The organism is Streptomyces sp. NBC_01515 (assembly GCF_045040345.1).
In the GTDB taxonomy this organism is placed as follows: Bacteria; Actinomycetota; Actinomycetes; order Streptomycetales; family Streptomycetaceae; genus Streptomyces.
Window position 1 is genome coordinate 2130960 of the sequence record NZ_CP109416.1, and the last position, 21123, is coordinate 2152082.

A 21123-nucleotide genomic window follows, 5' to 3' on the forward strand; every position below is an offset into this window, starting at 1 on the left:
CCGTCTGACGGCTCGTCCGCGCAGGTGAGCGGGGTCGTCCAGCAGGCGGACGCACGCTACGACCCCGCCCCCTTCTGCCGCTAGGGTGGCGGGGTTCATACCGGACAACGCGGTCCGGTCCCGGTCCACGTCGAGAAGGTTCTTTCGGGCTATGCGCATTGGTGTCCTCACGTCCGGCGGCGACTGCCCCGGCCTGAACGCCGTCATCCGGTCCGTCGTGCACCGCGCCGTCGTCGACCACGGCGACGAGGTCATCGGCTTCCGTGACGGCTGGAAAGGCCTCCTGGAGTGCGACTACCTCAAGCTCGACCTCGACGCGGTGAGCGGCATCCTCGCTCGCGGCGGCACCATCCTCGGCTCCTCCCGCGTCCAGCCCTCCCAGCTCCGGGACGGTGTCGAGCGGGCCCGAGGACATGTCGAGGAACTCGGCCTCGACGCGATCATCCCGATCGGCGGCGAGGGCACGCTCAAGGCCGCCAAGCTGATGTACGACGCCGGTCTCCCGGTCGTCGGCGTCCCCAAGACCATCGACAACGACATCGCGGTCACGGACGTCACCTTCGGCTTCGACACGGCGGTCGGTGTCGCGACCGAGGCGCTCGACCGGCTCAAGACCACCGCCGAGTCCCACCAGCGCGTCCTCGTCGTGGAGGTCATGGGCCGCCACACCGGTTGGATCGCGCTCCACTCCGGCATGGCGGCCGGCGCGCACGCCATCGTCGTACCTGAACGGCCCTTCGACATCGAGGAGTTGGCGGCGCGGGTCGGCGAACGCTTCGCAGCGGGCAAGAGGTTCGCGATAGTGGTCGCGGCGGAGGGCGCGAAGCCGCGGGCGGGGTCCATGGACTTCGACGAGGGCAAGAAGGACGTCTACGGTCACGAGCGCTTCGCCGGGATCGCTCGGCAGCTCTCCATCGAGCTGGAGGAACGGCTCGGCAAGGAAGCGCGGCCGGTGATTCTCGGGCATGTGCAGCGGGGTGGTACGCCGACCGCGTACGACCGTGTGCTTGCCACCCGGTTCGGGTGGCATGCGGTGGAGGCCGCGCATCGGGGGGAGTTCGGGAAGATGACCGCGCTTCGGGGGACCGACATCGTGATGGTGTCGTTGGCGGACGCGGTGGAGACGTTGAAGACCGTGCCTGCTGATCGGTATGAAGAGGCCGAGTGCGTGCTGTAGCTCGTGCGTGAGCGAAACTGCCCCCGGTCACGATCGTGACCGGGGGCAGTTCTAGTCTGTGTGCGGACAGACTTGCACAACCCCCACGAATCAGGAGCCGTTCGATGGATCACGGCGGGCACGGTATGACCATGGATCTGCCGCCGTTTACCTTTGCGCGCGGGCTTGAGTGGTCGGCCGACCCGTTCTTCCTGACCGCCTGCCTGCTCGGGCTCGGGCTGTACGGCTGGGGGGTCGTGCGGTTGCGGCGGCGGGGGGACGCATGGCCTGTGGGGCGGACGATCTCTTTCGTCATCGGTGTGCTGACCATCGGGCTGGTGATGTGCACCAAGCTCAACGACTACGGCATGGTCATGTTCAGCGTGCACATGGTGCAGCACATGGTCATCAGCATGCTGACGCCGATCCTGTTGCTGCTCGGTGCCCCGGTCACCCTGGCGTTGCGCGCGCTGCCTCCGGCGGCCCGGGGTCACAAGGGGCCCCGCGAGCTGCTGTTGATGTTTCTGCACAGCCGGTACATGAAGATCATCACGCATCCCGCGTTCACGATCCCGCTGTTCATCGCGAGCCTCTACGCGCTGTACTTCACGCCGATCTTCGATTTCCTGATGGGGTCGAAGACCGGGCACATCGCGATGATGGTGCACTTCCTGGCCGTCGGTGTGGTGTTCTTCTGGCCGATCATGGGTGTGGACCCGGGGCCGAGCCGGCCCGGCTATCTGATGCGGATGCTGGAGCTGTTCGCCGGGATGCCGTTCCACGCGTTCTTCGGCATCGCGTTGATGATGGCGTCGGAGCCGATGGTCGAGACGTTCAAGAACCCGCCCGCCTCGCTCGGCATCGACGCGCTCTCCGATCAGAACGCGGCCGGCGGTATCGCCTGGGCGTTCAGCGAGGTCCCGTCCGTACTGGTGCTGATCGCCCTGCTGTTCCAGTGGTACAGCTCGGAACAGCGGCAGGCCAAGCGCCAGGACCGGGCCGCCGACCGGGACGGCGACAAGGAACTTGAGGCGTACAACGCCTATTTGGCCTCATTGAACACACGAAGCAATTGAACACATGCGGCAACTGAACGGAAATTTAGTTCAGTAGCATAAGCGCGATGGGGGAACCGCCACCGGGGGGAGCGGTCATGACATTTCGCGCTGTTCTGCAAAGGACCGGAATTTCGATCGTCCGCAGGATCGCCGTGCTGCTCGGCTGCGTGCTGGTCGTGAGCGGACTGAGCGGATGCGGCGGGGGCGCACATTTGTTCGCCGTGCAGGCGGTCGCCGCACGAGTTCCGTCACTCGCGCCTTTCTTCGACGAGAAACAGGGACTGGGGCAGGACGCCGCAGTGCGTTCGATGCCCGTGCGGGGCAGCTTGCAGCAGGGGGACACGCCTGGGCTGTACGGGGGCACCAAGAAGCCGACCGTCTGTGACGTGGCTAAGCTCAAGAGGTTTCTGACCGATCCCGCGAATCGTCCGAAGGCCGTTGCCTGGTCGGGCGTACTGGGGATCACCACGGATCAGATACCGGCCTATCTGGATCGGCTCACACCCGTACTCCTGCGTCACGACACTCTCGTACAGAACCACGACTACAAAAAGGAAAAGGCCACGCCCTACAACTCCCTTCTCCAGGCGGGAATCGCGATTCTCGTCGACGAGCAGGGAGAACCCGCCGCGAAGTGCTCGTGCGGAAATCCACTGCGCCCCTTCAAGGGCGACGCGAGCCGTATTTCCGTCAAGTTCGCGGACGGCAACGAGAAGTGGAACGGATATCACGCGTCCTCGGTCGTGGCCGTGCGTCCGGCGCCGCGGAAGATGGAGGGACTCGCGCTCGTCGACGTCGACGATCCCGACACCGGCATCACGCGTCCGGTCGGTACGACGGGCAGGCACGACACCACCTTCGACGCCCGGCAGCAGCACGCTGTGCCCGACCTCGCGGGGGCGACGTTCGGGGACGCACGGCGGCAACTGGTGAGCAGGGGGCTGGCCGTCGGGTACGGCGGGAGTGCGGTGCCGTCCGACGATGCGCAGGTCACTGCTACCGATCCGCCGGCCGGGACCGAGCTGCGGTTCGGGGAGTACGTGCTGCTGAACGTGGCCGGTGGGACGAGTGGGGGCGCTGCTTCCACTCCCCCGGGTCCGACGACCTCCGGGCCGACGCTTGCTCCGCCGACGTCCACGGCACCGCCCTCGACGTCCGCACCAGCACCGCCCACGTCCTCGTCGCCGCCACCGTCCTCCCCCACGAACGACCCGCCACCGTCCAGCGGTTCGTCTACGACCGGTTCGCCCTCGGTGGTGTCCCACTCACCCCCGCCGAGCGCCCCGGTCATCAGCAGCGCGCCCGTCACCGCCGGCGCCTCCATGACGACCGGCACGCCCACCGCCACCACCGCCACCACGACCGAGACGTGACGCGGACCCGGAAGGAGGAGTCCGGATGCCACAGGGATCGCCGACCTCGGGAGTGGGCCGGGTCATCGCCGGCCGCTATCTCCTGTTGAACCGGCTGGGCAGTGGCGGGATGGGACATGTGTGGCTCGCACATGACCAGCGGCTGGCCTGTGAAGTCGCGCTCAAGGAGATCGTGTTCAGCAACCCGGCCTACGCCGACGCCGAACGGGAGGCCCGGGTCGCGCGGGCCCGGGCCGAGGCACGGAACGCGGCGGGGTTGCGCGGGCACCCCCATGTGGTGACCGTCCATGACGTGCTGGAGCACGAGGGGCTGCCCTGGATCGTCATGGAGTACGTGGCGGACGCCGTGGACCTGCGCGACATGGTCGGCCGGTACGGCTCCCTGGCCCCGGCGGAGTGCGCCCGCATCGGGCTCGCCGTACTCGACGCGCTGACCGCCGGGCACCAGCGGGGCGTGATGCACCGGGACGTGAAACCGGCGAACATCCTGCTCGCGCCGGACCGCACCGGTTCGCCGTATGCCCGCGTCCTGCTCACCGACTACGGGATCTCCGTGCAGCCGGACGCCGGGGAGACGCGGTACACGCTGACGTCCGTGCTCGTCGGTACGGCGGGTTATCTGGCGCCGGAGCGGGCCACGGGCGGGCCGCCGACCGCCGCGGCCGACCTGTTCTCGCTGGGCTGCACGCTGTACCACGCCGTCGAGGGCCACGGCCCCTTCGTCCGCGAGACCCCGCTCGCGGAGATCACCGCGGTGGTCATGGAGGACCCGCTGCCCCCGGTCCACGCGGGCGCCCTGTCCCCGCTGCTCCACGCGATGCTGGAGAAGGATCCGCTACGGCGGATTCCGGCGCCGGAGGCCGAGGCGGCGCTGGCGCGGATCGTGACGCCGCAGACGGACCCGGGGGCGGGGGCGGGATCGTATGCCCGGACCCAGACCGACCTCGGCTCGCCATCACCCTGGGAGGGGCAGGCGGTGCCCTTCACGGCAGGGCAGCCACCTCCCTCGTCCTCCCCCGGCGGCCGGCGCCGTCGCCCGCGTCCCCGGCTCCTCCAGGCCGTCCTCGCGGGCCTGCTCGGGCTCGCCCTCGCCCTGGGCGGCGTCTGGTACGCCATGGCCCACCAGTCGTCCGGCGACAACACGAGCGCGAAGAAGGACAGTTCGCCGTACGGCAGCACCGTCGGGCTCTCCGCGCCGCTCAAGAACGGCGACTGTGTCACCGCCGACTGGCCCGGTGGGAAGCCCTTCCAGGGGACGCCGAGGCTCGCCGTCGACCCCACCTGCCGGAACTCCGTGCCCGACGGGCAGGTGATGGCTTTGGTCTCCACCGCGTCCGCGGGAGAGGCGCGCGAGGTCGGGGCGGACCGGTGTGCGGAGCGGACGCGGGAGGTGCGGGAGAAGCTCGCGGACGTGCGGGGCTTCGCCGTCGTACCGACCGACGCGGGTTTCGAGGCCGCCGGGCATCGCACCGCGTGTCTGGTGCTGGGCGCGCACGGGCCGGTCTACGGGCCGCTGGGCAGCCGTCGCGCCCTAGGGTCGGCGTTCGCGGACACGTCGACGATGCAGAAGCGGGACTGTCTGGCCGTGCCCTCGGACCGGGCCGCGAGCCTGGTCGCCTGCACCGGCAAGCATGATCAGGAAGTGCTCGGGTTCACCCGGTTGGGCGCCGGCGTCACGCTGGCCCAGGCGCGTACGGAATCGGACGCCGCGTGTGCCCGGGATGTCCCGCCGGCCGACTACGGCTTCGATCCGTCGGTCTACGAGGCGGCCTCCTGGACGAGTCAGGGACCGTGGAAGTCGGGTACACATTTCGTCGTGTGCGCCGTTCGGAGGCAGAACGGGGGCACCATGGAGGGGGACGAATCTTGAGGAGGGTGTTGCGATGCCCGGTTCCACGAAGACCATGGGGGTGATCACCGTCGGCGGTCTGGTGGTGGTGACGGCCTACACGGTGGCGCTCGGGAGTAACGGCTGGCTGTGGTTCGGCTGGGTCGTGCTCGGGCTGATCACCCTCGGGATGGTGGCCACGCGCAGCACCTGACCCCCGCTACGGCTCACTCCGCCGGCTCGCCGAGTGCACGCCCGGCTGGTACTTCGGCAGCCGGGCGGTGATCTTCATGCCCGCTCCCACGGCGGTCTCGATGACGAGGCCGTAGTCGTCGCCGTAGACCTGGCGGAGCCGGTCGTCGACGTTGGACAGGCCGATGCCGCCCGAGGGGCTGACCTCGCCCGCCAGGATGCGGCGGAGCAGGTCGGGGTCCATGCCGGCGCCGTCGTCCTCGATGACGACAAGTGCCTCGGCGCCCGCGTCCTGCGCGGTGATGCTGATCCGGCTCTTGTCGGCCTTGCCTTCGAGGCCGTGCTTCACGGCGTTCTCGACGAGCGGTTGCAGGCAGAGGAACGGGAGCGCTACCGGCAGTACCTCGGGCGCGATCTGCAGGGTGACGGAGAGCCGTTCGCCGAAGCGGGCGCGGACGAGCGCCAAGTAGTGGTCGATGGCGTGGAGTTCGTCGGCGAGGGTGGTGAAGTCGCCGTGCCTGCGGAACGAGTAGCGGGTGAAGTCGGCGAATTCCAGGAGCAGTTCGCGGGCGCGTTCGGGGTCGGTGCGGACGAAGGACGCGATCACCGCGAGCGAGTTGAAGATGAAGTGCGGGGAGATCTGGGCCCGAAGTGCCTTGATCTCGGCCTCGATCAGACGGGTACGGGACTGGTCCAGATCCGCCAACTCCAGTTGTACGGAGACCCAGCGGGCCACCTCTCCAGCGGCTCGGACGAGGACAGCCGACTCGCGCGGTGCGCAGGCGACCAGTGCGCCGTGGACCCGGTCGTCGACGGTGAGCGGGGCGACCACGGCCCAGCGCAACGGGCAATCGGGGGCGTCGCAGTTGAGCCGGAACGCCTCGCCCCGGCCGGTCTCCAGGGGGCCCGCGAGCCGTTCCATGATCTCGGTCCGGTGATGGTCGCCGACGCCCTCCCAGGCGAGGACCTGCTTCTGGTCGGTCAGGCACAGCGCGTCGGTGCCGAGGAGTGTGCGCAGTCTCCGGGCGGAGCGGCGGGCCGTCTCCCCGGTGAGCCCGGCACGCAGCGGGGGCGCGGCGAGGGACGCGGTGTGCAGGGTCTGGAAGGTGGCGTGCTCGACCGGGGTGCCGAGCCCGCCGAGGCTCTCGGGGCGTGCGGTGCGTCGGCCGAGCCAGAACCCGGCGGCCAGCAGCGGGAGTACGGCGACGCAGAGGCCGGCCAGGAATCCGCTCATGTGGCCTCCTCCGCAAGGCAGTTGGGCGATCCGCCCGCGGCGGCGCCGAAGCCGCGCCCGGACTCCGTCACGCCTTCACCTCCGCCCGCAGCTCCTCCGGCAGATGGAACCGCGCCAGGATCGCCGCCGTGCCCGTCGGCACCCGGCCCGGCGTGGCCAGGGACACCAGCACCATGGTGAGGAACCCCAGCGGCACCGACCAGAGCGCGGGCCAGGCGAGCAGGGCGTGCAGGGGTCCGGTGCCGGGGAAGCCCGCCATGGTCGCGGCCACCGCGACGAACGCCGACCCGCCGCCCACCAGCATCCCGGCCGCCGCACCGGGCGGGGTGAGCCGCGTCCACCAGATGCCGAGGACCAGCAACGGGCAGAAGGAGGACGCCGACACGGCGAACGCCAGTCCCACGGCGTCGGCGACGGGCAGCCCGCCGACGAGGACGCTCGCCGCCAGCGGTACGGCCATGGCGAGAACCGTGCCGAGCCTGAAGTGCCGTACTCCGCGCGACGGGAGGACGTCCTGGGTGAGGACCCCGGCGACGGCCATGGTCAGCCCGGAGGCGGTGGACAGGAACGCGGCGAAGGCGCCGCCCGCGACCAGCGCGCCGAGCAGGTCTCCGCCGACGCCGCCGATCATGCGGTCGGGCAGCAGGAGGACGGCCGCGTCGGCGTCGCCGGTGAGGGTGAGTTCGGGGGTGTACAGGCGGCCGAGGGCGCCGTAGACGGGCGGGAGGAGGTAGAAGGCGCCGATCAGGCCGAGGACGGCGACCGTGGTGCGGCGGGCGGCTACGCCGTGCGGGCTGGTGTAGAAGCGGACGACGACGTGGGGCAGGCCCATGGTGCCGAGGAAGGTGGCGAGGATGAGGCCGTACGTCGCGTACAGCGGGCGTTCCTCGCGGCTGGCGGCCAGCGAGGTCGACATGCCGCCGTTGGTGCCGCGGTCGGCGACGGGGACGGGGACGGGGGCGCCCTTGGCGAAGGTGAGGCGGGTGCCGCGCTCGATGTGGTGGGTGCCGGCGGGGAGTTGGAGCTTGGCGGCGTCGTGGGTGTGGCCGTCGACCTTGCCGGTCACCGTGACCGTGAGGGGGCGGTCGAGCCTGAGGTCGAGTGTCTCGTCGACCCGAACTGCCCTTTGTTCGCGGAACGTTGCCGGTTCCTCGAAGGCGTGCCGGGGTGCTCCGTCGCTCTGCCAGGCGAGGATCAGGAAGAGGGCGGGGACGAGCAGCGCGGTGAGCTTCAGCCAGTACTGGAAGGCCTGCACGAAGGTGATGCTGCGCATGCCTCCGGCCGCGACGGTGGCGACCACGACGACGGCCACGATCAGTCCGCCGAGCGAGTCGGGCGCGCCGGTGAGGACGGTCAACGTGAGCCCCGCGCCCTGGAGTTGAGGCAGCAGATACAGCCAGCCGACGCCGACGACGAAGGCGCCCGCGAGGCGTCGTACGGCGTGCGAGGCGAGGCGGGCCTCGGCGAAGTCGGGGAGGGTGTAGGCGCCGGAGCGGCGCAGGGGGGCGGCGACGAACAGCAGGAGGACCAGGTATCCGGCCGTGTAGCCGACCGGGTACCAGAGCATGTCGGGGCCCTGGACGAGGACCAGGCCTGCGATGCCCAGGAACGAGGCCGCGGAGAGGTATTCGCCGCTGATGGCGGCCGCGTTGAGGCGGGGGCCGACGGTGCGGGAGGCGACGTAGAAGTCGGAGGTGGTGCGGGAGATGCGCAGGCCGAAGGCGCCGACGAGGACCGTCACCACGACGACGAGGGCGACCGCCGGTACCGCGTAACTGGAGTTCACCCGGCTCAGCGGTCCTCGACGAGGCGGACGAAGTCGCGTTCGTTGCGTTCGGCTCGGCGCACGTACCAGAGGGCGAGGAGGACGAGCGGGGCGTAGAGGCAGAAGCCGAGGATCAGCCATTCGAGGCGGTGGGAGTCCGGGGTCGCCGCGAAGACGAGGGGCAGCGGGCCGACCAGGAGGACGAGGACCGCGAACACCGTGAGGGCGGCGCGGAGTTGGGTGCGCATGAGGGAGCGGACATAGGTGTGGCCGAGGGTGGTCTGTTCGTCGATCTCGGTGCGGGGGCGGGAGTAGCCGGAGGCGCGGCGGGTGCGGCGGGGCGGTCCGGTGACAACGACCCTGCGTTCGGTGGGGTCTTGAGGCACCGTCAGGACCTCCGCATCAGCAGGTCGCGCAGTTCGCGGGTGTGGCGGCGGCTGACCGGGAGTTCCTCGTCGCCCACGAGAACGCTCACCGTGCCCGCGTCCAGGCGGAGTTCGCCGATGTGGCGCAGGGCGACGAGGTGGCGGCGGTGGATGCGGACGAAGCCGCGGGCGCGCCAGCGGTCCTCCAGGGTGGACACCGGGATGCGGACGAGGTGGCTGCCCCGGTCGGTGTGCAAACGGGCGTAGTCGCCCTGCGCCTCCACGTGGGTGATGTCGTCGACGGCCACGAAGCGGGTGACGCCGCCGAGTTCGACGGCGATGTGGTCGAGGTCGGGTTCGTGCACGGGTATCCGCGGTGCGGAGCCGCCGAGTTCGGCCGCCCGGCGCACCGCCTCGGCGAGCCGTTCCTTGCGGACGGGTTTCAGCACGTAGTCAACTGCCTTGAGATCGAAGGCCTGTACGGCGAAGTCCTCGTGCGCGGTGACGAACACGACGAGCGGCGGCTGCGCGAAACCCGTCAGCAGCCGTGCCATGTCGAGCCCGTCGAGGCCGGGCATCTGGATGTCGAGGAACACGACATCGATCGCCTCCGGGCCGTCCGGGCCTGATTCCAGGGCCCTGTTGATACGGCGCAGCGCCTCGGTCGCGTCGCCCGCGCCCTCCGCGCTGCCGATGCGTGGATCGGCGTTGAGCAGGTAGAGCAACTCCTCCAGCGAGGGGCGTTCGTCGTCGACGGCGAGGGCGCGCAGCATGAAGGTGGAGTGTAGGAGTAATTCGTACGGCTGGACATGTACCGGGCGTGGACGTTCGCGCTGGATACAGTGCCGACATGAACAGCAGGACCACCCCGTTCGACGAACTCGACCGGAAGATCATCACCGCGTTGATGGCGAACGCCAGGACCAGTTTCGCCGAGATCGGCGGGGCGATCGGGCTGTCCGCGACGGCGGTGAAGCGGCGCGTGGACCGGCTGCGGGAGACGGGGGTGATCACCGGGTTCACGGCGACGGTGCAGCCGTCCGCGCTCGGCTGGCGCACGGAGGCGTACGTGGAGGTGTACTGCGAGGGCGCCGCGCCCCCCAGGCGGCTCGCGGAGGTGGTGCGCAACCATCCGGAGATCACCGCGGCGATGACGGTGACGGGTGGTGCGGACGCGCTGCTGCATGTGCGGGCGACCGATGTCGTGCACTTCGAGGCGGTGCTGGAGCGCATCCGGCAGGAGCCGTTCATCCGGAAGACGATCAGCGTGATGGTGCTGTCCCATCTCCTCCCGGAAAGCCCGGAGGCGGGCGCGACCCATCCCGCACCGGACGACGCATCAGACCTGCGCTGACGCCGTCAAAGACGCAGCATTCCTGCGCGGACACGCAGCCTTCATCGCTTGTCGCGCGTATTGGTCTCTTTCTACCGTGGTGTCAACCCCAGTCGTCATCACAGGAAGCGGAGGGACCCCTCTGTGCCTGACACCCGTGTGCGGCGCCGGCGGCGCTTTCTCGTCTGCGAACCCAGACACTTCGCCGTGCAGTACGCGATCAACCCCTGGATGCATCCGGACACCCAGGTGGACGTCGATCTCGCCCAGGAGCAGTGGCGGACGCTGATCGACACCTACCGCTCGCACGGCCACACCGTCGACACGGTGGCGCCGGTGGCCGGTCTCCCGGACATGGTCTTCGCCGCGAACTCGGCGGTCGTCGTCGACGGCCGCGTCTTCGGCTCCCTCTTCCACGCGCCGGAGCGGCGCCCCGAGTCCGACCACTACGACATGTGGTTCAAGGCGGCGGGCTACGACGTCCACCGCCCCGAGTCGGTGAGCGAGGGCGAGGGCGACCTGATCCCGACCGGCCGTTACGTCCTGGCCGGCACCGGGTTCCGTACGACCCGCGAGGCCCATCGCGAGGTGCAGGAGTTCTTCGGCGTCCCGGTGATCAGCCTGACGCTGGTGGACCCGTACTTCTACCACCTGGACACGGCGCTGTTCGTCCTGGACGACGACAACATCGCGTACTACCCGGAGGCGTTCTCGCCGGGCAGCCGCGAGGTGCTCGCGCGGCTGTACCCGGACGCGGTGCTCGCGACCCGCGAGGACGCGATGACGTTCGGCCTCAACTCGGTCTCCGACGGCCGTCATGTCTTCATCTCCCCCCGGTCCGAGGCGCTCGCCTCGCGCCTCGCCGACCACGGTTACGTCCCCGTCCCCGTCGACCTGTCGGAGTTCCACAAGGCCGGCGGCGGCATCAAGTGCTGCACCCAGGAGATCCGCTCATGACCGCACCCGCCAGTGCCCGTACGTCCGCCGACCTCATCCGCGCCGAGGAGCCGGTCCTCGCGCACAACTACCACCCGCTGCCCGTGGTCGTCGCCCGCGCCGAGGGCACCTGGGTGGAGGACGTCGAGGGCCGCCGTTACCTCGACATGCTCGCGGGCTACTCGGCCCTCAACTTCGGTCACCGCCACCCGGTGTTGATCGAGGCCGCCCACCGCCAGCTCGACCAGCTCACCCTCACCTCCCGCGCCTTCCACAACGACAAGCTGGCCGAATTCGCCGAGCGGCTCGCGGAGTTGACCGGCCTCGACATGGTGCTGCCGATGAACACCGGCGCGGAGGCGGTCGAGAGCGGCATCAAGGTCGCCCGCAAATGGGCCTACGACGTGAAGGGCGTCCCCGCCGACCGGGCGACCATCGTCGTCGCGGCGGAGAACTTCCACGGCCGTACGACGACGATCGTCAGCTTCTCCACGGACGAGACCGCGCGGGCGGGCTTCGGTCCCTTCACGCCGGGCTTCCGGATCGTGCCGTACAACGACCTCGCCGCGCTGGAGGCGGCCGTCGACGAGACCACGGCGGCGGTCCTGATCGAGCCCATCCAGGGCGAGGCCGGGGTCATCATCCCGGACGCGGGTTACCTGGCCGGCGTACGTGAACTCACCCTCCGCAAGGGCTGCTTGTTCATCGCGGACGAGATCCAGTCGGGGCTGGGCCGCACGGGCCGCACGCTGGCGGTGGACCACGAGGGTGTCGTCCCGGACGTGCTGCTGCTCGGCAAGGCGCTCGGCGGCGGGATCGTGCCGGTGTCTGCGGTCGTCGCGCGCCGGGAGGTGCTGGGGGTACTGCACCCCGGCGAGCACGGTTCGACGTTCGGCGGCAACCCGCTCGCCGCGGCGGTCGGCACGGCGGTCGTCGAACTGCTGGAGACCGGCGAATTCCAGCGCAGGGCGACGGAGTTGGGCGTAGTCCTGCGGGACGGCCTGACCGAGCTGGTCGGCAAGGGCGTGGTCGGCTTCCGCGCGCGGGGCCTGTGGGCGGGCGTCGACGTCGACCCGGCGATCGGCACGGGGCGCGAGATCAGCGAACGCCTCATGCGCGAGGGCGTGTTGGCCAAGGACACGCATGGCTCAACGATTCGGCTGGCGCCGCCGCTGACCATTACGGCGGATGAACTTCGGTCTGCTGTGGGGGCGTTGGAGAGGGTGCTGACGCAGGGGGCGTAGGCCTGCGGGAGTTGTGGGGGCTGGCTGGATCGGCCGAGGGGGGTGGTGGTCGGTCCAGCCAGACCCGTGGGCGGTCCAGCCAGGCCCGTGGGGAGGTGGGTAACTCCCTTGCGGTAGCGGCAACTTGCCCGTCGCGCCGCGCTCCGCTCCGCATGACAGGAGGGCGCTGCCGCGAGGAGCGTGAGGCGCGCGGTCGGTTGGGCGGAGGCACGAGAGTTGGCCTAGTCAGAGCAGGCAGGGATACACGCAACTCCGGGCAGCAGAGGCTACTTTTCCACCGCGCTCTGTTCCACGGGAGTGCCGGTTCCGCTGTCGGCCAGGGCTGCCTGGGCGAGGAGACGGCGGGCCAGGTCGCGGGCCTCGGCCACGGTGAGGGAGGCCCAGAGTCCGGGCTCGCCGCGCACGACCGGACCCACGTCCAGGGTGACCCGGCTGATCGGGCGTTCCGGGATCGCCAACAGCAGTCGCCTTACCGCGACCTGTCGCCCGCAGGTGGTCACCAACGGCGCTTCACCTGACGGCGGGAGCGGCTCCTGCCCTGACCGATTCATCTCCTCCACGACCTTCCCTGAGTACCCGGCGAGGTATCAGGAGCAGCGCCGAACGGGCCCGGGTTGTTCCCGGGGACCGGTGCCGCCACCCGTTCGGATCGGCGGGAGGGACGGCTGCTTCTCGTCGGTGGGGTCCGGCCCATGGCGAGGCGTGCCGCAGCGAGGCGTGGTCGTACCGCTGGTTTGCCGGGCGTCGCAGCGTTCCACCGGCCACGGTCCTGAATCCGGGCGAGTTCGCGGCCAGGGACACGGCAGCGAGCCGCGTGACCACGCCCGTGCAGCACCTGCAACAGCACCGGCCCCGTCTCATGGCGATGTCCCCGGCCGGTTGCCCCAGCGCGCGGCGCAGCCCGTTCGGCCACGCCCGCATCACACCCTCTTCCCCCTCTACCGGGAACCCCCTATCGCGCGCCCACCGGAAACCCTCGCCCCGCCGATCGGTCCCTCCGGCCTCGCGCACGCCCCCAACAGCAGCGGCCGGCCCCCGGTGCGAACGCCGCCCACCGCAGCCCCCGACCGGTGTCGACCCACACCCTCCAGCCCCGTAGCCCACCGTGCACCCCCACCCACCCCACCGTGGCGGTCACGAACCGTCCGGTGAACCCCGGGCGAATTCTCGCCCGCCCTCCGGTCAGAACAGGGTCAAGGGACGCGGTGGGGGCCGTAGCGCACTCATAAGATCGCTGGCACCGCCATCTTTCGTACGACTCCCCACTGGAGGGCCCGGCGTGTCCGAAACCGCGCGCGGCGCCGATGCCGATGCCGAGCCTGGTCCGGCGCCGGCCTCGGTGCTGACCTCGCCCACGCCCGAACCCCGTAGGGACCACCGTCGCCGCACCGTGCTGCTCGCGGCCGGTGCGCTGGTCGCCGTGGCGGCCGTGGGAGCCGGAGTGCTCACCGCTCGCGGGTCCGGATCGGACGGTAAGGACGCCACTGCCGCCGGCGGGCTCCCGCACACCACCGTCGAGGTCGCGACCTCCGGATGCGGCAGCGGCTGGACACATCCGCAGGCCGGTCACCAGGTCTTCGAACTGCACAACACGTCCAGTACGGCGGCCGAGGTCTATCTGACCGATCCGACAACCGGCGCCGTTTACGGCGAGGTCGAAGGGTTGGCTCCGGGTACCGTCCGGCCGCTCGGAGTCACCCTCGGGAACGGCTCGTACGCCTTCAAGTGTCTGCCCGACGACGCCGATGCCGTGACCGGGCCCACCGTGCGGATCACCGGTTCGAAGGTGAAGAGCGGGCCCGCGGCCACACCCATCACTCAGCAGGAACTCATCCCGCCGACACTCGCCTACCAGAAGTGGATTCAGGCCCGGACCGTCGAACTCGCCCAGAAGACCGACGTGTTGCGGGCCGCCGTCGATCGTGGTGACCTCGCCGCCGCCCGTAAGGCCTGGCTGCCCGCGCATCTCGTGTACGAGCGGATGGGCGCCGCCTACGGCACGTTCGGTGACTCCGACGGGGCGATCAACGGCACCACGGCCGGGCTCGCGGGCGGGGTGCACGACGCCGGGTTCACCGGGTTCCACCGGGTCGAGTACGGGCTGTGGCACGGCGAGTCGGCGAGCGGGCTGCGTGGTCCCGCCGATCAACTCGCCAAGGACGTGCACGCGTTGGAGAGCAGTTGGCCCTCCCAGCGGATCGATCCGGCCGACACCGGGCTGCGTGCGCACGAGATCCTGGAGAACACCGTGCAGTTCGAGCTGACCGGCCGCACCGACTACGGCAGCGGCACCAACCTCGCCACCGCCCGCGCCAACCTCGACGGCACCCGCGTACTGCTCGGGTATCTGCGGCCGCTGTTGAAGACCCGGGACGCGGGGTTCGCCGAACTGGGCGACTGGATGGACCGGGCCCAGCACGCCCTGGACGGCCTCGACCACTCCGGGACGTGGACACCGCTCTCCCAACTCTCGCGTCCGCAGCGGGAGAAGGTCGACGCCGACCTCGGTGGACTGGTCGAGCGGCTGGCCGACGTGGCCGCCCTCACGGACGTACGGAGGACCGCGTGAAGCGCCTGAACGAGGTGGGCCGCCGGGGTTTCCTGGCGAGTGCGGCGGCCGTGGCCGGTGGCGGTCTTGTCGCCGCCGACCGTGGTGCCGCCGCGGCTGCCGCGCAGACGCCGGTCGCCACCGTGCCCTTCCACGGGGTCCATCAGGCCGGGATCGTCACCCCGGCGCAGCGCGCCACGGCGTTCGTCTCCTTCGACACCACCGCCGAGGACCGGACCGAACTCACCGACCTGCTCCGGACGTTGACCGACCGGGCCCGCTTCCTCACCAGCGGCGGCAGCCCGGAAGACCTCGGCATCACCGCCCCGCCCTCCGACTCGGGCACGCTCGGCCCAGACCTCCCGGCCGACCGGCTGAGCGTCACCGTCGGCGTCGGGGCGTCCCTCTTCGACGACCGCTACGGGCTCGCGAAGCTCACGCCCCGCCGGCTGACCGCGATGCCGTCGTTCCCGGACGACGATCTCAACTCCGCCTGGTGTCACGGCGATCTGAGCGTGCAGTTCTGCGCGGACAGCGCGGACACCGTGCTGCACGCGCTGCGCGATGTCACCCGGCACACGCGCGGCGGGCTCCAAGTCCGGTGGCGGACGGACGGGTTCATCAGTCCGCCGCGTCCCTCGGGCACCCCGCGCAACCACCTCGGGTTCAAGGACGGCATCGCCAACCCGGAGGTGACCGACGCCCGCGCGATGAACGACCTTGTGTGGGTGGGCGGTAGCGGCGGCGAGCCGGACTGGGCGACCGGCGGCAGCTATCAAGTCGTACGGCTCATACGGATGTTGGTGGAGTTCTGGGACCGCGTCTCCATCACCGAGCAGGAGCGGATGTTCGGCCGCGCCCGGGACACCGGCGCCCCGTTGGACGGGCGGCACGAGAAGGACACGCCCAATTTCGCGCAGGATCCGCAGGGCGATGTGATCCCGCTCGACAGTCATATCCGGCTCGCCAACCCGCGCACCACGCAGAGCGCCGATCAGCGCATCCTGCGCCGGGGTTACAACTACGACCGGGGCGTGGACAGCAACGGCAACCTCGACATGGGCCTGCTGTTCTGCTGCTACCAGCAGGACCTCGCCCGGCAGTTCGAGAACGTGCAGAAGCGGCTGGCCGGTGAACCGCTGGTCGACTACATCTCGCCGTACGGTGGCGGCTACTTCTTCGCGCTGCCCGGGGTGCGGGACACGTCCGACTGGCTGGGCCGCACCCTGCTGACCTGAGGCACCTCAGACCTGAGACATCGCCGATCCGAGACACGAGTCAAGAACAGGCCAACAGACCATGAGAATTTCCTGACCCGGCGTTCGCTCTCACGTCATTGCCGCTCCCCCGCCCCGCCGTCACCATTGCCCAGGCTACGGCGGTAGATGCCACGGCCATGGACGGTGTGGCAGCAGAACCACTGCTCCCGGAAGGCGAGACAGCATGATCGGCAAAGGAAGAAACCCCGGTGCACGGCGCCGGTTGACGCGCGTGGGCGCTTTGCTCGGCGCCGCGGCCCTGGCCACCGCGGGCGGGGCCGTGCCCGCGTCGGCGGCCTCGCACGGCCACCAGCCCTCGGGCAGCACGCACACGTCGACGCCGATCAAGCACGTGGTCGTGATCTACGACGAGAACATCTCGTTCGACCACTACTTCGCCACCTACCCGCAGGCCGCGAACACCGACGGCACCAAGTTCAAGGCCGCAGCGCACACACCGAAGGCCGACAACCTGCTCAACGCCGGGCTGCTGAAGAAGAACTCGAACCTCTACACGCCGACGCGGCTGAGCAGTTCGCAGGTGATGACCTGCGACCAGAACCACTCCTACGGCCCCGAGCAGTACGCGGCCGACGGCGGCAAGGCCGACAAGTACGTCGAGAACACCGAGGTCAACAAGTGCACCGGCCTCTTCGGTGAGCCCGGTCTGGTGATGGACTACTACGACGGCAACACCGTCACGGGCATGTGGAACTACGCCCAGCAGTACGCCCTCAACGACCATTCGTTCAGCTCGAATTACGGCCCCTCGACGCCCGGTGCCCTGAACCTGATATCGGGTCAGACGCACGGCGTGGTCTCCGTCGACCCGGCCTCGGGCACCGAGAACCCGAAGCAGACGTCGACGCCGGACTCGTACGCCGTGGTCTCCCCGAACGCGAAGGGTGTCGGCACGGTCATCAACGACCCCGACCCGGCCTTCGACGACTGCTCGGACAAGGACCACACCGCGACCAGCGCGCTCGCGGAGATGCAGGGCAAGAACATCGGCGACCTGCTCAACTCCAAGAACGTGAGCTGGGGTTGGTTCCAGGGCGGCTTCCGGCCCAGCACCGCTTGGGACGGCAAGAGCGGCGACTACGCGCAGTGCGCCGGCGCCACCCACACCAACGTCGGCGGCGCAGCATCCGAGGACTACAGCCCGCACCACTCGCCGTTCCAGTACTACAAGTCGACGTCCAACCCGCACCACCTGGCCCCGAAGTCCGTCGCCGAGATCGGGCACAACGGCCGGGCGAACCACAACTACGACCTGACCGACTTCGACGCCGCGCTGAAGGCCAACAACCTTCCCGCCGTGAGCTTCCTGAAGGCGGCCGAGTACCAGGACGGGCACGCCGGCTACTCGGACCCGGCCGACGAGCAGAACTTCCTGATCAAGGAGATCAACGCCCTGCAGAAGTCGCCCGAGTGGAAGTCGACGGCGGTCGTGCTCGCCTACGACGACTCCGACGGCTGGTACGACCACGTCTCCTCGAAGGTGCTGAACGGCTCGATGGACTCGACCGTCGGCTCCAACAGCAAGGCCACGGACAGCCCGGCCTGCCAGTCCGGTCCGGCCGCGAAGGGCGGCTACGCGGACCGCTGCGGTCCCGGTACCCGGCAGCCACTGCTGGTCATCTCGCCGTACAGCAAGGTCAACAAGATCGACCACACGGCCACCGAGCAGGCGTCGATCACGCAGTTCATCGAGGACAACTGGCACACGGGCCGCATCGGTGACGCGTCCTTCGACCAGCGGGCGGGCACCCTCGGCGGCATGTTCGACTTCCGGCACCCCAACGACAAGCAGGTGCTGCTGAATTCGAATGGTTCCGTGAAGTCGGTGAAGCGGATCCCGCACTACACGCAGACGTCGTCGACGGCCACGAAGGCCCCGTACCCGGCGTACGTCCAGGACCTGAGGGCGCAGAACGTCGCGGACAGCAGCACGTCCGCCACGGCCCTGCCGGTCGCCGCAGGAGCCGGCCTGGTCACGGCGGTTGGCGCGACCACGGCCTTCGCCCTGTACCGGCGCCGGTCGCGCGCCAGGGGCGTGACCGCGTCCATGTGACCCTGTTTTACTGAGCGTTGGAGGGCGGCGAGGAGATCTCGCCGCCCTCCGTCGTGCCCGGCGGCGGCCTGATCTCCACCGGTTCCACGCGGCGACACCTGCCCCTACACTGGCAGCTCACGAGGTACCGGGTGACCTGCGAGAACAGGTCGGTCGAGCCGACCCGCCGGAGTGAGGAGCGACCCCCCTTGTTCTACTACCTCCTGTAATTTTCCCGCATCCTTCTGACCTGGACTTATGGCGGCCGAAACGGCTGTGACCTGCTAGGACGGGTTACAGAGGCGATCGGAGGCAGTCAGAGGAAAACGCTCTGATTCGACCCCGGTTCGACCCGGGTCGCTCGGAGGCAGTCAGAGGCGATCCCTCTGATTTTGGCTCCGGGTGGACCCGAGTTGGCCGGCTCGATCAGGGCACCAACCTCGACACACTCCGCTTCGCCCCGGTCGAGCCGCGATGGGGACGCCTGCCTCCCATCGGAGCCAGACATACGAAAGCCTCCAGGACTGCAATCCTGGAGGCTTCGTCTGGCACCGATTGGAGGTCGGTTCCGGGCACCACCCGTGGTTTTAGCGGGCCTGGGTGGCGTCCACGTCTTTGCGAGACGTCTCCAGAATGCCATACGACATACCGGCTCCGCACTACTCGCAGCATGCTTCACCCCAGTCAGAGGCAGTCACAGGCACCTACACCTCGCGGCAGGGGCTCGCCAACCTCCCGCCAGCGGCGGCTGATCTGGTCCTTGTCGGAGACCTCACCGGCCGCTACGCGGCGGGGAGTTACAGCCGGCTCGATCGTGAGGGACAGGTAGTCCCGCGTCAGGTCCGGACGGGCCTGGCGGAGCACGGTCACCGCATCACCGCGGCGATCGCCTGCCATGTGGCCCGGCACGGGGGCAGCGTCAGCCAGTTGACGCACCTCCTCCTGCACCCGGATCACGAGGGCGGCAGGCACGCCCGGCACATCGCCCTGCGCTCCGGCCAGGCCCGCGCTCTCGCCTACATCGAGCGCGTGTGGAGGAACGCCAGCGCCACGGTCACCAGCACCGTGGGGGTCGCGTCGCGACAGGACGTGTACGAAGACCTCGCGGCTCTCCGGGACCGCATCGAGGTCACGCCCTGGCGTGGGGAGCGGGGACGCACCGCGCTGCGGGTGCTGCGGGCGCATCTCAACTTTGCGGAGGCAGCCGGCGGTCGGCTGCACGCCGCGAGCGAGCGGCAGGCCGCGGAGGAAGCAGGGATCTCCCGGCAGACGCTCCGCCACGCCTACGAGAGGGTCCTGAAGCCTGGTGGGTGGCTGCGCCGGCTGAAGGTCGGGCGCGGCAAGGAGGGCTCTTACTGGTATCTCGGCGACGGTCTCAACGGCACGGCAGTCGACTGGACTTCTCACACACGGACCACTCAGTTCCCCCCCTCCCCGGCACTTGAGGAGTGGACGGTTCCTGAGACAGCCCTCTCGGCGGATATCGACTCCACCGTCATCTCCCGCCTGATGGCCCACGACGCCTTCGCCCACGGCGCGCTGGGCAGTTCCGCCCTCATGATCATCGCGGCCTTGCACGCCCGCCCGGCCCAGACCGCGGGTGAACTCGTGATCACCTCGTCCGTCTCCCGCGCCACCGTCTACCGGAGTCTCGACCGCCTCGCCCGCCACGGCCTGGTGCACCGCATCGGCGGGACCTGGGTCCTGGCTCCTCAAGCTCTCGAAGGCTTCGGTAGCAGCCTCCCGGAAGCTGTCACCGCCCCACACCTCGTTGCTTCCCGCGGCTGGGACACGGTCGCTGCTGATCACGGGACCGCAGGCCTGGCTGTACGCCGACGGACCCTGCACGCGGCCGAGCGGACGTCATACCGGGCGGCGCTGGAGCGGCTGGCCGGGCATCCCAGCACAGCTGTGGTGATCGTCCGCGACGGCCGCCAGGTCCTCGTTCCGGTCCCGCGGCCCGACGAGGTCCCGTCCACCGTGCAGACCCGCAACGGATGCGTCCTCGATCCGGTCACCGGACAGCCCGCTGCGGACTGGCGGATCGCGACCGACGGCCGCCTGATCCTCATCACCCCTGCCGACCAGCGCAGTTACGACGAACTGGCCGCCGCCCATGCCGAAGCCATTAGCCAATGGGAGTCCGCAGCATGAACCCACACCCCCCGAGCGCGCCCGCAGACGGTGAAACACCCGGTCCTCAGGCTCTGCGCCAGCGGTACGAGTCCGGTGCCACCGTCGAGGAACTCATGGCGGTCAGCGGCCTGTCGTACGGCACGCTCCTCAACCGGCTACGCGAGGCCGGGACCGTGATGCGCACCTCGTGGCAGACCCGCCGCATGCGCGCAGACCCCGAAGCGCGCCGGCGTCTCGCCGCCCATCTGCGCACCCTCTACGAAAAGCACGGCGCGACCCTCACCGAACTCGCCTCAGCCGCAGGAGAGACGAGGACCGTCGCCCGAGGCCTGCTCGTCGAGGCCGGCGGCACCGTGCGCACGACGCAGCAGACGCTGCAGATCCGCTTCGCAGCGCGCGCCGCCGAGCGGCAGAAGCTCGCGCAGTCCTTGCGGACGAAGTACGAGGCGGGTGCCACGGTCCCGGAACTCGCCCAGGAGTGCAGGTACTCCGTCGGCACGGTCTACCGGCTTCTGCACCAGGCGGGCACCCGTATGCGGGCCAAGCACCGCCACGGACCCTCTGGCCGGGTGAAGAAGCGGTGATCCACGCCTGCCCTCTCGCGGATCCCCGCCGGGGAGCGATTCGCCTCATGGGTTCCCCC

Annotated in this window: 18 protein-coding genes; 13 read left to right on the forward strand and 5 right to left on the reverse strand. The window is 69.9% G+C overall.

The window, feature by feature from the left end; genetic code table 11:
- Positions 1-151: 151 nt before the first annotated feature.
- The 5 genes from OG407_RS09370 to OG407_RS09390 all read left to right on the forward strand — a co-directional run bounded on the left by OG407_RS09370 (position 152) and on the right by OG407_RS09390 (position 5629).
- Positions 152-1177, forward strand: coding sequence for a 6-phosphofructokinase (locus OG407_RS09370; protein ID WP_328684801.1), 1026 nt, complete (start codon positions 152-154; stop codon positions 1175-1177).
- Positions 1178-1281: 104 nt separating this feature from the next.
- Complete coding sequence (locus OG407_RS09375; RefSeq protein ID WP_405856822.1) at positions 1282-2232, forward strand: cytochrome c oxidase assembly protein; 951 nt, start codon at positions 1282-1284, stop codon at positions 2230-2232.
- A gap of 368 nt (positions 2233-2600) precedes the next feature.
- Positions 2601-3587, forward strand: coding sequence for a DUF6777 domain-containing protein (locus OG407_RS09380; RefSeq protein WP_405856824.1), 987 nt, complete (start codon positions 2601-2603; stop codon positions 3585-3587).
- 25 nt (positions 3588-3612) lie between these two features.
- Positions 3613-5457, forward strand: coding sequence for a protein kinase domain-containing protein (locus OG407_RS09385; protein ID WP_405856826.1), 1845 nt, complete (start codon positions 3613-3615; stop codon positions 5455-5457).
- Positions 5458-5470: 13 nt separating this feature from the next.
- On the forward strand, positions 5471-5629 hold the full coding sequence (locus OG407_RS09390; RefSeq protein WP_019070924.1) for a hypothetical protein: 159 nt from the start codon (positions 5471-5473) through the stop codon (positions 5627-5629).
- A 6-nt stretch (positions 5630-5635) separates the two neighbouring features.
- Here OG407_RS09390 and OG407_RS09395 read toward each other — a convergent pair whose 3' ends face one another.
- The 4 genes from OG407_RS09395 to OG407_RS09410 form a co-directional block, all read right to left on the reverse strand.
- Positions 5636-6841, reverse strand: a complete 1206-nt coding sequence (locus OG407_RS09395; protein ID WP_405856827.1) for a sensor histidine kinase — start codon at positions 6839-6841, stop codon at positions 5636-5638.
- A gap of 67 nt (positions 6842-6908) precedes the next feature.
- The gene (locus OG407_RS09400; protein ID WP_405856829.1) at positions 6909-8627 is read right to left on the reverse strand and encodes a cation acetate symporter; all 1719 of its coding nucleotides are present in this window, start codon (positions 8625-8627) and stop codon (positions 6909-6911) included.
- Between the two features lie 5 nt (positions 8628-8632).
- Positions 8633-8992, reverse strand: a complete 360-nt coding sequence (locus OG407_RS09405) for a hypothetical protein (protein ID WP_365307303.1) — start codon at positions 8990-8992, stop codon at positions 8633-8635.
- 2 nt (positions 8993-8994) lie between these two features.
- Positions 8995-9744: a LytR/AlgR family response regulator transcription factor gene (locus tag OG407_RS09410; RefSeq protein ID WP_405856831.1), complete on the reverse strand. Its 750-nt coding sequence runs from the start codon at positions 9742-9744 to the stop codon at positions 8995-8997.
- 77 nt (positions 9745-9821) lie between these two features.
- Between OG407_RS09410 and OG407_RS09415 the strand changes: the two genes are divergently transcribed.
- The 3 genes from OG407_RS09415 to rocD all read left to right on the forward strand — a co-directional run bounded on the left by OG407_RS09415 (position 9822) and on the right by rocD (position 12484).
- Entirely contained in the window at positions 9822-10325 is a 504-nt protein-coding gene (locus OG407_RS09415; RefSeq protein WP_327405706.1) for an Lrp/AsnC family transcriptional regulator, read from the forward strand.
- A 123-nt stretch (positions 10326-10448) separates the two neighbouring features.
- The gene (ddaH, locus tag OG407_RS09420) at positions 10449-11261 is read left to right on the forward strand and encodes a dimethylargininase (RefSeq protein WP_393753720.1); all 813 of its coding nucleotides are present in this window, start codon (positions 10449-10451) and stop codon (positions 11259-11261) included.
- On the forward strand, positions 11258-12484 hold the full coding sequence (gene rocD, locus OG407_RS09425; protein ID WP_405856833.1) for an ornithine--oxo-acid transaminase: 1227 nt from the start codon (positions 11258-11260) through the stop codon (positions 12482-12484). Before ddaH ends, rocD begins: the two co-directional genes overlap by 4 nt.
- 266 nt (positions 12485-12750) lie before the next feature.
- Here the strand turns inward: rocD and OG407_RS09430 are convergent, their stop codons facing one another.
- Positions 12751-12984 carry a hypothetical protein gene (locus OG407_RS09430; RefSeq protein WP_405856835.1) on the reverse strand — a complete coding sequence of 78 codons (234 nt, stop codon included), beginning with the start codon at positions 12982-12984 and terminating at the stop codon, positions 12751-12753.
- Positions 12985-13763: 779 nt separating this feature from the next.
- Between OG407_RS09430 and OG407_RS09435 the strand changes: the two genes are divergently transcribed.
- The 5 genes from OG407_RS09435 (at position 13764) to OG407_RS09455 (ending at position 21064) form a co-directional block, all read left to right on the forward strand.
- A complete protein-coding gene (locus OG407_RS09435) occupies positions 13764-15053 on the forward strand; it encodes an EfeM/EfeO family lipoprotein (protein ID WP_405856837.1) in 1290 nt (429 codons plus the stop codon).
- On the forward strand, positions 15050-16270 hold the full coding sequence (efeB, locus tag OG407_RS09440) for an iron uptake transporter deferrochelatase/peroxidase subunit (protein ID WP_405856839.1): 1221 nt from the start codon (positions 15050-15052) through the stop codon (positions 16268-16270). Before OG407_RS09435 ends, efeB begins: the two co-directional genes overlap by 4 nt.
- A 205-nt stretch (positions 16271-16475) precedes the next feature.
- Positions 16476-18365 (forward strand): phospholipase C, encoded by a 1890-nt coding sequence (locus tag OG407_RS09445; RefSeq protein ID WP_405856841.1) that lies wholly within the window; start codon positions 16476-16478, stop codon positions 18363-18365.
- A gap of 612 nt (positions 18366-18977) precedes the next feature.
- Positions 18978-20498 carry a transcriptional regulator gene (locus OG407_RS09450; protein ID WP_405856843.1) on the forward strand — a complete coding sequence of 507 codons (1521 nt, stop codon included), beginning with the start codon at positions 18978-18980 and terminating at the stop codon, positions 20496-20498.
- Entirely contained in the window at positions 20495-21064 is a 570-nt protein-coding gene (locus tag OG407_RS09455; RefSeq protein WP_405856845.1) for a helix-turn-helix domain-containing protein, read from the forward strand. The genes OG407_RS09450 and OG407_RS09455 overlap by 4 nt, the downstream gene beginning before the upstream one ends.
- Positions 21065-21123 lie beyond the last annotated feature (59 nt).